General features: G+C 40.0%; 15 protein-coding genes. 12 read left to right on the forward strand and 3 right to left on the reverse strand.

Translation table 11 applies throughout. From position 1 onward, the window contains the following. The first annotated feature begins 28 nt into the window (after positions 1 to 28). The 3 genes from ACERC6_RS07120 to ACERC6_RS07130 are packed head-to-tail and all read left to right on the forward strand — an operon-like array spanning position 29 to position 825. Positions 29 to 160 (forward strand): hypothetical protein, encoded by a 132-nt coding sequence (locus ACERC6_RS07120; RefSeq protein WP_373628349.1) that lies wholly within the window; start codon positions 29 to 31, stop codon positions 158 to 160. Then, a complete protein-coding gene (locus ACERC6_RS07125) occupies positions 150 to 551 on the forward strand; it encodes a hypothetical protein (RefSeq protein WP_373628350.1) in 402 nt (133 codons plus the stop codon). The genes ACERC6_RS07120 and ACERC6_RS07125 overlap by 11 nt, the downstream gene beginning before the upstream one ends. Next, positions 541 to 825, forward strand: coding sequence for a pyocin activator PrtN family protein (locus ACERC6_RS07130; RefSeq protein ID WP_373628351.1), 285 nt, complete (start codon positions 541 to 543; stop codon positions 823 to 825). The genes ACERC6_RS07125 and ACERC6_RS07130 overlap by 11 nt, the downstream gene beginning before the upstream one ends. Here ACERC6_RS07130 and xerC read toward each other — a convergent pair. Then, positions 794 to 1,906 carry a tyrosine recombinase XerC gene (gene xerC, locus ACERC6_RS07135; RefSeq protein WP_373628353.1) on the reverse strand — a complete coding sequence of 371 codons (1,113 nt, stop codon included), beginning with the start codon at positions 1,904 to 1,906 and terminating at the stop codon, positions 794 to 796. The two genes, ACERC6_RS07130 and xerC, sit on opposite strands and share 32 nt — an antisense overlap. Before the next feature lie 138 nt (positions 1,907 to 2,044). Between xerC and dusA the strand changes: the two genes are divergently transcribed. Next, entirely contained in the window at positions 2,045 to 3,034 is a 990-nt protein-coding gene (gene dusA, locus ACERC6_RS07140; RefSeq protein WP_373628354.1) for a tRNA dihydrouridine(20/20a) synthase DusA, read from the forward strand. A 79-nt stretch (positions 3,035 to 3,113) separates the two neighbouring features. Here dusA and ACERC6_RS07145 read toward each other — a convergent pair whose 3' ends face one another. Beyond that, positions 3,114 to 3,848 carry a lysostaphin resistance A-like protein gene (locus ACERC6_RS07145; RefSeq protein WP_373628356.1) on the reverse strand — a complete coding sequence of 245 codons (735 nt, stop codon included), beginning with the start codon at positions 3,846 to 3,848 and terminating at the stop codon, positions 3,114 to 3,116. 276 nt (positions 3,849 to 4,124) lie between these two features. Between ACERC6_RS07145 and glmM the strand changes: the two genes are divergently transcribed. Continuing rightward, positions 4,125 to 5,486 (forward strand): phosphoglucosamine mutase, encoded by a 1,362-nt coding sequence (gene glmM, locus ACERC6_RS07150; protein WP_373628357.1) that lies wholly within the window; start codon positions 4,125 to 4,127, stop codon positions 5,484 to 5,486. 5 nt (positions 5,487 to 5,491) lie between these two features. Here the strand turns inward: glmM and ACERC6_RS07155 are convergent, their stop codons facing one another. Continuing rightward, the gene (locus ACERC6_RS07155; protein WP_373628358.1) at positions 5,492 to 5,614 is read right to left on the reverse strand and encodes a hypothetical protein; all 123 of its coding nucleotides are present in this window, start codon (positions 5,612 to 5,614) and stop codon (positions 5,492 to 5,494) included. Between the two features lie 247 nt (positions 5,615 to 5,861). On the opposite strand from ACERC6_RS07155, the gene lolA reads away from it, so the two are divergent. From lolA to nuoC, 7 genes are all read left to right on the forward strand, one after another. Beyond that, positions 5,862 to 6,530, forward strand: a complete 669-nt coding sequence (gene lolA, locus ACERC6_RS07160) for an outer membrane lipoprotein chaperone LolA (RefSeq protein WP_284673058.1) — start codon at positions 5,862 to 5,864, stop codon at positions 6,528 to 6,530. 336 nt (positions 6,531 to 6,866) lie between these two features. Then, positions 6,867 to 7,472, forward strand: a complete 606-nt coding sequence (gene ndhC / locus ACERC6_RS07165) for an NADH-quinone oxidoreductase subunit A (protein WP_373628359.1) — start codon at positions 6,867 to 6,869, stop codon at positions 7,470 to 7,472. 225 nt (positions 7,473 to 7,697) lie between these two features. Continuing rightward, positions 7,698 to 8,366, forward strand: a complete 669-nt coding sequence (locus ACERC6_RS07170) for an NADH-quinone oxidoreductase subunit B (protein WP_284673056.1) — start codon at positions 7,698 to 7,700, stop codon at positions 8,364 to 8,366. 145 nt (positions 8,367 to 8,511) lie between these two features. Continuing rightward, the gene (locus ACERC6_RS07175) at positions 8,512 to 9,219 is read left to right on the forward strand and encodes a YqcI/YcgG family protein (RefSeq protein ID WP_373628360.1); all 708 of its coding nucleotides are present in this window, start codon (positions 8,512 to 8,514) and stop codon (positions 9,217 to 9,219) included. Positions 9,220 to 9,234: 15 nt separating this feature from the next. Next, entirely contained in the window at positions 9,235 to 10,395 is a 1,161-nt protein-coding gene (locus tag ACERC6_RS07180; RefSeq protein WP_284673054.1) for a hypothetical protein, read from the forward strand. A 10-nt stretch (positions 10,396 to 10,405) separates the two neighbouring features. Next, the gene (locus ACERC6_RS07185; protein WP_284673053.1) at positions 10,406 to 11,644 is read left to right on the forward strand and encodes an ATP-grasp domain-containing protein; all 1,239 of its coding nucleotides are present in this window, start codon (positions 10,406 to 10,408) and stop codon (positions 11,642 to 11,644) included. Between the two features lie 65 nt (positions 11,645 to 11,709). Continuing rightward, on the forward strand, positions 11,710 to 13,521 hold the full coding sequence (gene nuoC / locus ACERC6_RS07190; protein ID WP_373628361.1) for an NADH-quinone oxidoreductase subunit C/D: 1,812 nt from the start codon (positions 11,710 to 11,712) through the stop codon (positions 13,519 to 13,521). The last annotated feature ends 74 nt before the right edge of the window (positions 13,522 to 13,595 follow it).

Consider the following 13,595-nt stretch of genomic DNA (forward strand, 5'->3'; position numbering starts at 1 on the left):
ACCAGCTACGCACGAGTAAGGACTTGATATGATGTATGTACACACAGGACTGTACGAACTGCCGATATTGATGACGGTGCGATACAGACCACTTAATTATTATGAATTTTGTTTGTTGTGGGCGTGGAAAAGAGAAAATGAGTGTGAAAATGAGCAATAAACTAAGCTATGACGAGATTATTAGGGCTCTAAAAGAGCATAGAACGGTCGAGTACTGTTGTCTAGGTCATGATGAGTGGTTTAAGTTAAGTGGCATGAGCGATGTGAATGTCTTTTTGTCTGATGATATTGAGTTTCGCATGACATCAGAGATGGTTGCTGTTGGCGGTGTGAGTTTTCCTAAGCCTGAGTTAAAACCATTGAAAGATGGCGATAAATATTGGATGGCTGACCCAGTAGCCAACAACTACGCAATACTAGGTCTTTGGGTAGGTAATAAATTGGATAAATTGGCTTTAAGTAGAGGGCTTTTGCACAAAAGCAGAGAAAATGCTATCGCACACGCCGAAGCCCTTATCAAACTAAGTGGAGGAAGTATTGATGCAGAATAAAACCATCCAAGCTGCAATCTCCACCCAAGACTATCTATTTTTACAGTTTGGAAAATTGGTGGTGGAACTGCGTGAAGTGTGCGAAATTTATTATCCGCACCTTAAGCAAAGCCAAATTAACCGCCTAGCCAGCGAGCAAGGTTTTGCTTTTCCTTGCTTTCGCCTTGCCGATAGCCAAAAATCACCTTATTTTGTTCATTTGTCCGACTTGGCGACCGCCCTTGACAAAGCAAAGAATGCGGTCAAAAACGATCATTCAAAACTTCACGCATAACTTCATCAAAACTAAGCGTGTTTGCCCTTTTATGCACCGACACATACCTTTGTAAACTCCCCCAACTTCTGTGCAGACTCACTGACTGGATTTGGGGGATTGTCATTCCCTGTTCTGCCAATCTTGTACAGGCTTCGTGGCGTAAATCATGAAAATGCAAATCGTCAATATCAAGTAAATGACAGGCTTCTGTGAATAATTTACTTATCATCTTATGGCTTTCTGCTACCAAATAAGTATCATCGGCGGTATGCTGTTTTAATAAGTCAATAATTTGTCTTGTCTCTGGCAATACCATAAATTTTTGATGGTTACCAAGACTGCCTTTAGGGTTTTTTACATCTCGTACCACAAACACACCGCCCAAATCATCGTTAAGTTCTAAGCGTGTAATTTCAGCTTGCCGTCTGCATGACAATAGAGCAAACCACATAATTAGGTGCATTGCCATACTGCCATTTTGCCAAGCTTGGTAAAAGTGTTTGGTTAATTTGATAAGTTCATCACTCGTTGGTAAGCGGTCTCGCTTATTAGACGGAGCAACATTGCGGGTCTTTTTAAGCTGTTTCAATGAACGCCTTAACGCATTCATATCAATGTCCACGCCCCACATAATATCTGCGTGGTCTAGCACCCCAAAAAGGTAAGTAAATTCTGAGCCAAGCGTGGACGGACTAATAGGGTCAAGAGCGAGAGCTGGAACGCCAGTTTTGCGTAAATTGGCGTGGTCTGTAATATCAAGGGGGCTAATGACGGTCAAAGGCAGTTTGGCGATGGGGAATTTTTGTAAAAGCCTTAGGGCGTGCATTTTTGAGCGTCCAAAGCCTGCCCCAAGCTCGCTAATATAGCGGTCAATCGCATCGCTAACCGTTAAATCATCGCTGATACCTTTTGCCCCAAATAAGAGTTTTGGATTGTCTTTTAATTCTTGTTCTCGCTTGGCTATCCACGCCTGAGCGAGTTTTTTTGTGCCAAAATTGGCACTTTCACGATAAGGCGGAAAACCTTGCTTATTGATGCGGATTTCAGCATAATAGCGGGGCGTGCCGTCTTTTGATTTTTTGGTACGAATACTACCCATTTTTGATGACCTTTGGTAAGATTTTTTCCGCAATATTTTACGCAAATTTTCCGCAAAAAACTACAAAAATAATCAAAAATACGCTAAAATAATCAAAAATAATTAATAATCCCAACCCCCTAAAAGGCTTACAATACAATGCTTTCCCTACAAAACGCTTTAAAATCAAATACTAAGAGAATATCCCTAGCTCCGATGATTGATTGGACGACAGCGGATTTTCGTTATTTTGCACGCCTATTTAACCCTGATATCCATCTATACACCGAGATGATTAGCACTAGTGCCATCTTAAAGGGCGATGCTGATTATATTTTACGACATGATGACATAGAGCACCCCATCGTCTTACAGCTTGGTGGTTCAGACCCATCTGAGATGGCACGCTGTGTACAGATTGCTGACGATATGGGTTATGATGAGTTTAATGTGAATGTTGGCTGTCCGTCTGACCGTGTTCAGCACAATAAAATTGGTGCTTGTCTTATGGCAGAGCCTAGCTTGGTGGCTGATATGGTGCGTGCGATGAAAGATGCTACCAGTAAGCCTGTAACGGTCAAACACCGCATCGGTATTGATACTTTTGATAGCTATGAGTTCATGCGTGATTTTGTGGAGCAGGTAATGAATGCAGGGTGTAGGCATTTTATCGTTCATGCTCGCATTGCGTGGTTAAACGGATTATCCCCCAAAGAAAACCGTGAAATTCCACCGCTTCGCTATGATGATGTATATCGGCTAAAAGCAGATTTTCCAGAGTTATTTATTGAGATTAACGGCGGTATTAACGACATTGATGCCATCAAGACGCACCTAAACCATGTTGATGGCGTGATGATTGGGCGTGCTTTTTATCATAATCCAATGCTGATGGGTGAGTGTAATACTCTGTTTGGCAGGGCGATACCGACTCGTGGTCAGGTTTTGGATGCTCTGTGTCCTTATTTAGAAAGGCGAGCTGGCGAAGGGGCGAATTTGGCAACGCTAGCACGGCATTATTTGGGGTTGTTTCAGGGTCTATCAGGAGCAAGAAAATGGCGGCAAGAGCTAAGTGGTAAACGCACGCTGAGTATTGATGACATTAGGCGAGCGGCTGATGAAGTCTTGATAATGAATGACCAAAAGTGATTGTTATTCAAGCAATGGGAGAGTGAAAAGAATATTTTCCATCGGTATTAGATGTATATCATGCCAGCTGAGTTGTTGCTTATGTATATAACAAATACATCACCATCGCCAAGCCATTATTAAAAATATGTAGCAATATAGGAGCGATGATAGAGCGACAATACACTCGAGTATAGCAAAAGATGAGCGAAAGCCCAAAGATGATTCCCATCTCAAAGAGAGTGTATTGTAAATGAATGCTAGCAAATAGTACGCTGTTTATGATGCTAGCACAAAGGATAGAGATTTTTTCGCTGTACACCCCAAAGACCTGTCGCCACGCATCAAACAACACGCCACGAAACATCAGCTCTTCATAGATGGGGGCGACAACTGTCATTGCTACCACGAGTAGCGGTAGATGGGCGGTGCTCATCAGTCTATCCATGAATGCCATCGGCGTTCGCCCAAGTACATGGATAATAAGCTCACTTAGTACCAAAAACAGCAAAAGCCACCAAAGGCATGCCGCCAAAGAACGCCAATAAAACGGACGCACACCTAGTATCTGCCACATACGCCGACCATCACGCCAAAAAGCCAGTCCGACGCATAAAAGACTCATTGTGATACAGGTGGAGATGGTCGCCATGCTGACCAAAACACCATGATGGCTGGCGTTTAGCACATCCAAGCCTGCAAAATACCCAAATCCCCACAAAAAACCTGTCTGGCAGATGAATAACGCCACAGTGAGTAGTAGTGTACTGCCCATTGCATAAAGCAGGGCAAAAGAGCGGTTCTTAGGCAGGTTGACCTGTATGTGATGATTCATAAGGTGTGGGGTATCTAAAAATAGTGGTTAGGGGTAGCTAGCGATAAAACCATCTACTTAAATTATCTATTGTAAATGAAAAATGAGCAAGTAAACAATCGTTTAGTCGTTCAATAATTGCAAAAAATGATTTGATGAGATGATCTATCATAATATTTGGCAACACAACATTAATGATGGGTTGCTATTTTGGTTAAAAAGATATGCTATAATGGTGATGATATTTTATTATTTATAAGATTGAATGATTAAATAAAAATACAGCAGAGGTGGAATGTGAGCTATTTTGGTACTGATGGTATTCGTGGTGAGTTTGGAATGTTTCCGATTACCCCTGATTTTGTGCTTCGGTTAGGTTTTGGGGCAGGTCGTGTGCTGGTTAGGCAAGCAGGAGAGGGTAGACGCCGTCCAAGCGTCATTATTGGTAAGGATACCCGTATCTCAGGCTATGTGATCGAAGCGGCACTTCAGTCGGGTTTTAATGCTGCTGGTGTTGATGTGCATTTGTTAGGACCGCTACCAACGCCTGCCATTGCACACCTAGTTAAGAGTTTTCATGCGGACATGGGGGTGGTTATTTCAGCATCACACAACCCCTATCATGATAATGGCATTAAATTTTTCTCGCACGAAGGCAAAAAAATCTCTGATGAGCTTCAAGAGATGATGAACCAAGAGCTAGATGTACTCATTGGCGATGGTAGTGTGGGACTATCAAGATTGACAGGCATCAAGGCGGATAATATCGGTAAGAGTTATCGTGTGGACGATGCCAAGGGTCGTTATATTGAATACTGCAAGGGTAGTTTTCCATATCATTTAAGCCTAAATCCTTTAAAAATTGTCGTAGACTGTGCCAATGGTGCAGGGTATAGCGTCGCCCCTCGTGTATTGCGTGAGCTGGGGGCAGAGGTTATCGCCATTCATAATACCCCTGATGGCATCAACATCAATGATAACTGTGGTTCAACACACCCAAACTCCCTACAAACAGCCGTCCTAAAGCATGGTGCTGATGTTGGTATTGCCCTAGATGGTGATGGAGACCGCATCATCATGGTGGATGAGCAAGGAGAGATCGTTGATGGTGATGCGATTTTATATGTCTTGGCTAATCATCTAAAGCCAAAAGGCGTGGTCGGTACGCTGATGAGTAATGTAGCCTTAGAGATTGCCATGCGTGAGCGTGGTATAGAGTTTCATCGTGCCAAAGTGGGCGATCGCTATGTCATGCAGACCCTAGAGACGCATGGACTTAGTATCGGTGGTGAACCGTCAGGTCATATCTTGTGCTTGGATAAGAGTCGCACAGGCGATGCCATTGTGGCAGGCTTGCAGGTACTCATGTGTATGGTGGAGCAAGGCGTACGACTAAGCGAGCTATCAGCAGGTTATACACCATTTCCTCAGACGCTGATTAATGTTCGCTTGACACAGATGGCAGATCCTTATAGCAACCCAAACTTGGTGCAAGCGTTTAATGTGGCAGAACAGACTCTAGCGGATCAAGGTCGTTTGCTGATTCGCAAGTCAGGTACTGAACCGGTGATTCGTGTGATGGTGGAATGTCAAGACGAACACCTGTGCCAAACGCTAGCAAAAGACATCGCCGACCAAATCGCCAAAGAGATGTCATGACATATTTATGGTGTCTTTTTAAAAACAGCAAAAACAGTACAGCACCCCAAAGTGGCAAGGTCATAAAATGGTGATTGGCGTTCTTTGGCGGTGTTGCAAGACAAGGACAATCCTACCAATTTTGTCATATTTTCATGGTGTGTCTTGCATCAATTTTTAGCCGGTCAGCAACAATTTTTGTATATGGTTGCAAATCTCTACTAGATTGTAATATAAAAAACTGGCAAAATCTATCCATTAACTAAAAAAGGTTGTGTGGTTGATTTTAGACGATTAAACCATCGCAAAAATCGCACCATGATAAGATGAAATCAAATCTATTGGTTACCCAATCTTAATCAACCAAAAACAGTCATCAATCATTGGAGTATTGATATGCTAACTTCTAGCAACATTAAAGCGATGGGTGTAAAACTTGGTCTGGCTGGTAGCGTTATTGTCATGAGTTTGACCGCTGTATTACCTGTCATTGCGACCGCTGCACCTGCCAGTCAAATGCAAGCTGTGCAAAATTTAAACGAACTGCTGTCAAACACCAAGTCCATGACTGCTGATTTTAACCAAACGGTAAAGGCGGGTAAAAGAACCATGACTTCAAGTGGTAGTATGGCGGTACAACACCCAAGTCAGCTTCGCTGGGAGACAAAGTCGCCAGCACATCAGTTGATTGTTGCCAATGATCTAACCATGTGGGTTTATGACAAGGATTTAAATCAGGCGATCAAACAATCTGTCGCCAACCAAGTGGGCGATACGCCAGCATTATTACTATCTGGCGACACCGCTAAGATTGCGGATAGTTTTAATATCTCTCAGCCAAACAACACTAAGAACTATTTTAAACTAACACCAAAATCAAATAACGCAGGGTTTAGTGAAATGTATATCAGTTTTAATGGTGGTAAACCTGTGTTTATGAGTATTGCTGATGCAATGGGTCAGCAGACGCAAATCCGCTTTTCTAATATCAGCCTAAACAAAAAGATCAATGCTGATCAGTTTAGCTTTACTCCACCAAAAGGAGTATCGGTTGTCAATCAATAACACAATGGCTATCGTATAAAGGTTGTAATGACCCATCTATTAAGAAACCCAAGCACGAATCATAAATGACCGGTTAATCATAGATGATTTTAGTGCTTGGGTATTTTTATATTGCCATTGGGAGCAAACTGATTTTATAAAAGTTTGACTGGGTTTTTAAGTGTGGCGGTGTTTGGTTTTATATATTTTTAAAGATTGACAAGGAAAGTTGTTAAAATATTTGGTATCGGTCATGAGTATTTATTTGAAATGTGGTATAATACGCCACAAAATTGGGTGCGTCAGAAGGTCTTGACCATCCTTGAATGTTTATTCAGAAATCACGCAGGGGTGATTATGTCAGCCGAATGGTCAGCCATCGTCTATTTGCTAGCCGCTTTGGGGTTGGTTATCTTTATGCTTGTCGTGCCTCGCTTGCTTGGGGGTAAGTCAAGTGGTTCACAAAAACACGAAATTTTTGAAGCAGGTGTGTTACCAGCTGGTTCGGCACGCATTCGCTTATCCGCCAAATTTTATTTGGTGGCGATTTTTTTTGTGATTTTTGATTTAGAAGCCTTATTTTTATATGCCTATTCAGTGAGTGTGCGTGAAGTGGGTTGGGCAGGTTTTATGGCTGCTACTGCCTTTATTGGCATTTTGTTTATTGGCCTGCTTTATGAGATGAAACTTGGGGCGATGAACTGGGCACCTGCTGATAAGCGAGAAAAAAAGCCACGCATTTTACACCGTCCTGATGATTTTAATCTGGCGAGCATCACAGCCTTTACCACCATTGATGAGTTGCACACCGACCCCACAGGTAAAGTGCCTGCTCAGTCGTCTGGACGGATTTTTTCAGGACGAAAAGACTTGCAGGCGGTGCTTGAAAAAGACAAGCAGGATATGGCAAACATTGACCACATCAATGACACAGGACGAGTTACTACGCAAAAATTTGATTAAGGGAATTAATTGAATGAAATTTGGCAATCATCGGATCAACCTTCTTTTTTGATATTTGCCATCGTTTTTTATGATGGCAATCATACTTCAAAATCTCGCCTTTGTTAGATTGGTGATTATCTGTTGTATTTTTGGTATCAAGACGACAGCCAAGGGCATGCCAAAAGATAAATAAACAAATTGTTAATCTTAATTTAGTAGATATTTAATTGACAAAAGACCACTATGAAATACACCTTAACTCGTGCCGAAGAACAAGGCAATCAAGAACTCCACACCACTCGCCAAGTGGTGGATGATATCACCCAAGAAGAAGTTGAAAAAAATATCTTTTTGGGTAAGCTGTCTGACCTTACGCATGCCGCTGCCAACTGGGGGCGTAAAAATTCGTTATGGCCGTTTAACTTTGGTACAAGCTGTTGCTATGTGGAGTATGCCACAACCTTAACAGCAGTGCATGATTTATCTCGCTTTGGGGCGGAAGTGATTCGTGCCAGTCCTCGTCAAGCTGATGTGATGATTGTCGCTGGCACTTGTTTTGTCAAAATGGCACCTGTCATCTTGCGACTGTATGAGCAAATGCTCGAACCCAAATGGGTCATCTCAATGGGGGCGTGTGCCAATTCTGGTGGTATGTACGACATTTATTCGGTGGTGCAGGGCGTGGATAAAATTTTGCCCGTAGATGTCTATATCCCCGGTTGTCCGCCACGCCCAGAAGCACTTATTCAGGCGATTATGCTATTGCAAGAGAGTATTACCAAAGAACGCCGACCGCTTGGTATTCATCTTGACCAAGGCATTTATCAGCCAATTATGACCCCAGAGCGGGATAGAAAAAATGCCGAACGCATTCTTGTTAAGAATTTAAAAAGTCCTGATGGGGTGGAGTGATGTTATATCCTGCAATGTGAGTACTTTCTTGTGTCATTGGATTTGGAAATTAATCTTATGGTCATAATAGAATGGGGATTTGTTAATGAATAATACTTTATACTCTCAGTCTGAAATAGCCAAAATGCAAGGTTAGCTAGGCGATATGGGAAGACAAATTTTAGAAAGATTTAATGGTGATAATGCAGAACAAAAAGCATTATTTCCGTGTCTATTTGCTCGTAAGGCATTTGCACAAGGTATGGTAAAATTTTTACCGATAGCTTATGTGCGAGATAAGGCTCAATATGATTTAGAGTGTTTTGCACAGGGTTTAAAAAATTACCTAGAATTGGCAATGTCGGTTTGGGATGGGAAATTTAATACAGCCTACCCATTGTTAGTTGTATTTGAACCTGTGCAAGGACATAGTCAAACTAAAGACTATCAAGACATTTTTGTTCAAGCCTTGCAATACTTGATTGATAATGATGAAAAATCTTGGGTGGGAGAAATTCCACTCAATCCCAACCAAGAGTTTTGGACAATGTGCTTTCACGGAGTTCAGATTTTTATTAATGCTAGCCACCCAAATCATCATTTAAGGTTAAGTAGAAATTTGTGTGATACTTTGGTTTTGGTTATTAATCCAAGAGAGCGTTTTGATGTTTTTGCAGGAGATGATGAAGCAGGTTATGCTATTAGAGAGCGGATAAGAAAAAATATAGATAATTACGATTTAATTTCCAGAAGTCCTTTACTTGGTCATTATCAGCTTGGAGAGTTGGAGTGGGTTCAATATATGTTGCCTGTTACCAATGATGAAGAGCCTATGCAATGCCCACTTTCTTTTGAAAGACATCATAAGAAATAAAATGAGGCAAAGACTATGGACTTGAGAAAATTCTACGGTGCTTTGATTGTCTTTTATTTTAGTGATATGGCATTACTGATTATGGTAATTTGGTTGTCTTATAAGATAACCAAAAATCCTTTAATGCTTGGATTGATATTGTGCATTAGTACAATTGTCCCATTTATATTAAAAAAGTTTTCCAAAATTAATTTATTGTCTCTTTCGGCTCATCATTTAATGCTTTCACGCATTTTATTTTATTCCATTGTTTTTGTTTTGTCAGCACTTAATACATCTGTTTATAGTTTTATTGGTCTTGCGTTAATATCTGGAATATTGAGTGTTAGTATATTAAGTAATTATGAGACTTATAATAATTATCTTGTTGTAGATGGTATCGTTTCTGCAAACAAAGCATCAAGATATATGCAAACTGTTATACAGATTGGTGCATTTGGTGGAGCAATGATAGGGGGAATGCTATTAAATCATTTATCTTTTTTTTATTCTATGACAAGTATTGTTTTAATAGATATTTCATTTGCTATTATCTTTATGATTTGGGCGAAAAATGGTAGTTTTGCTCAAATAAAGAATAAAACTCAAATGAATGAAAAGCAATCTGTGAATCAACTTGACTTGTTGGATAAAAAAAATATTTACTTATTATGCTTTATACTAGGGTTTATTGGCATTCATATTACCAGTTTTAATTTAACCACACCGATTATATTTCAAGAAATCAAACAGTGGACTGCCCAAGATTTTGGTTTATCCAGTGCTTTTGCTGGCATAGGTGCTTTTTGTGCAGTTTTTCTAAAAAGCAATACAAAACATTGCTTGGTAATGGCAATATGCTTAATTTTTGCCGATTTAATATTTGTTATGTCAAATATGAAAATATTATCACTAGCAATATGTTTTTTTATTGGATTTTTTATCAATAGTATTAGGATATTGATAAGGGAAAAATTATCTTTATTGGCAAAAGATATAGAGCAAGCTAATTTTATTGGTCAAAGTAGTGCTGTTTTTTATACCATATTTCAAGCAGGTGCTAGCTTATTATTTGGATACATATTAGCCAGTGTACAGAACATCAATATTTCCCAAATATTTTTACCATTAGTGGCATTTATTATTATTGTATTTTATATTAGTGTACTTTTCGCAAACAAAATCTCTACCAACTAGGAGTGCAATTATGGTTAAAGGCAAAATTTTGATTGTAGACCCTTTTTCTACTGGTGCATTGTACGCACAAAAGTTCTATGAATTAGGACATCAATGCTATGCGGTACTTGCTAATTCTGATATGAGTATGAACTATTTTAGTTTTGATAATACTTATTTTGTTAATAAAGTAATTTATTCGGTTCAAGAATGTAAGGAAAAATTTCATAGAGATGAGATTTTGGCTGTTGTAATTGGTGCAGAAACGGGCGTTATTGTTGGTGAACAATTAGCAGAATACTTTGGCGTAACAGGAAATCCCGTAAAAAGTAGCTTAAAACGCCGAGATAAATTTGTGATGCAAAACGCTTTGAAAGAGAATGGGTTGAAGCATATTAAAAGTCAACTCATTCATTGTAATAATGAAGATTTATTTGAAAGTGCAAGTGGCTATATTCTTAAACCTGTAAATTCGGCAGGTAGCGATGGTGTAATGTTTTTTGAAAATAAGACAACACTATCTAATCATATACAAAACATTAATTGGGAAACAGTTAATGCGTTAGGAATAAAGAATGACAACTACATTTTGCAATCATTTGAAACTGGTGATGAATTTGTTGTAGATATGATTGTGCAAGATGACAACATTTTTATTTGTAGTTTGTGTGTTTATAAAAAAGGTTATCACAATGGTAGCCAGTTTGTTTATGAAAATATGCAAATGTTGGATATTGCGAGTAAAAAATATCAAGCCATAATTCAATATGCAATACAATGCATTAAAGCATTAGAGGTCAAATTTGGGGCGGTGCATATGGAGCTATTGGCACAATCAAGTACCAATGGTTATATTAATCCAGTAATGATTGAAATGGGGGCAAGATTGCACGGAGGGGTTGCACCCATTGTTTTTGAAAAATGTTACCAACAGAGCTTACTTGAATTAAGTGTCCATAGTTATTTAAAGAAAGATTTGACACAGTTCTATGGAAAAACAAAAGACAATATATTTTATTCAAAAATTATCAGTCAAGCCAAAGTAGTATTTTTAATTAATTACCAAAAGGAAAATAAATTAGATGAGCAACTATTCCTGTCAAAAATTCAAAGTCTACCTAGTTTTTATCAGGCTAAAATTCTCACGAATGACATAATGCCTGTAACAGTAGATTTGCTGACTTGCCCTGTTCTGGTGTGCTTAGTTGGAGGAACATCTGATATTGATGAAAATAAACTGAGGATAATGTTTAATGAGAGTATTTATTAATTTATATTATTAATCATTTTACTCACTCAATTATGTTTTAGTTTTTAAAAATATAGACATTGGCGATGCAATTTTTTTTATTTTACTTAAATTTTAGTAATCGCAAACATAAACAAAAAGTTGGTATTATGAGCATTAACCACATTCACGATTTTGACATTCTAAACGAGTTAAACGCTAAGTTTATAAATCTTGTTGTCCAAGAAACCGCAGACGGCATTCCCACCGTTTGGGCAGAGCGTGGGCAAGTGCTTGATGTCTTGATGTACTTGCGTAAATTGCCCAAGCCCTTTGTAATGCTCGTGGATTTATCCGCCATTGACGAACGCCTGCGAAAACATCGCTATGGACAACCTGTCAGCGATTTTACCGTGTTTTATCATTTGATGAGCTTAGAGCGAAACTCCGACATTCGCATTAAGGTTGCACTTGCTGAGGGCGAAAGTATTCCAAGTGCTACGCAAATTTACCCCAATGCCAACTGGTATGAACGAGAAGTGTGGGATATGTTTGGGGTGGTGTTTGATGGACATCCGCACTTGACACGGATTTTGTTGCCCAAATACTGGGAAGGACATCCGCTGCGTAAAGAATACCACGCAAGGGCGACTGAATTTACGCCATATTTTTTAAATACCGCCAAACAACAATTCGAGCAAGAAAATTTGCGTTTTGTGCCAGAAGAGTGGGGCATGAAACGCTCAGGGCGTGATGAAGATTTTATGTTTTTGAATATCGGTCCTAACCACCCATCAGCACACGGGGCGTTTCGCTTGGTGTTACAGCTAGATGGCGAAGAGATTGTGGACTGTATTCCCGATATTGGCTATCATCACCGTGGGGCGGAAAAGATGGCAGAACGCCAAACTTGGCATTCATACATTCCGTATACCGACCGCATTGATTACTTGGGTGGGGTGATGAATGAATTGCCTTATATTATGGCGGTGGAAAAATTAGCCGGTATTAGTGTGCCTGATAGAGCCAATACCATTCGTATTATGATGAGTGAGCTGTTTAGGATTACGAATAACTTGCTTTACTGGGGAACATTTATTCAAGATGCTGGTGGTATGACGCCTGTGTTTTATATGTTCACCGACCGCCAAAAAGCCTATGACATCATTGAAGCGGTAACAGGCTATCGTATGCACCCTGCGTGGTTTAGAATTGGCGGTACAGCGATGGATTTGCCCAATGGGTGGGAGAGATTGGTGCGAGAGTTTTTGGATTGGATGCCAAAACGCATTGATGAATATTACAAGGCGACTATGACCAATACAGTACTCAAAGGTCGTACCCAAGCTGTCGCCCAATACGATGCCAAGCACGCTCTAGCGTGGGGCGTAACGGGGGCAGGTCTGCGTGCAACTGGTGTGGACTTTGATTTGCGTAAAGCACGCCCCTATCTGGGCTATGAAAATTTTGACTTTGAAGTGCCAGTGTTTTATAATGGCGATGCTTATGACAGATGTTTGGTTAAGATTGAAGAAATTCGCCAGTCTTTGCGTATCATTAAGCAATGCCTAAATAATATGCCAAGCGGGGCATATAAAGCCGAACACCCACTGGCTGTACCACCACCTAAAGATAGAACCTTAAAAGACATTGAAACACTTATCAACCACTTTGTGTCGGTATCGTGGGGGCCTGTAATGCCAGCAGGCGAGTCGGCGTGTGTGGTAGAAGGCGTCAAAGGATTAAACAGCTATTATGTGGTATCGGATAATTCAACGATGAGCTATCGCACACGCATTCGCACGCCCACCTTTGCCCATCTGCAACAAATGCCTTCGGTCATCAATGGCTCGCTTGTATCGGATGCGATTATTTATTTGGCAAGCATTGATATTGTAATGGCGGATTGCGATCGGTAGGATTTTTGATGATATTTTTGATGATAAAAACTCATGATGAATTTGAGTTAGCTATCATGTATCATGAAATATAT

Source organism: Moraxella sp. E33BD (genome assembly GCF_041807865.1).
Taxonomy (GTDB): domain Bacteria; phylum Pseudomonadota; class Gammaproteobacteria; order Pseudomonadales; family Moraxellaceae; genus Moraxella; species Moraxella haemolytica.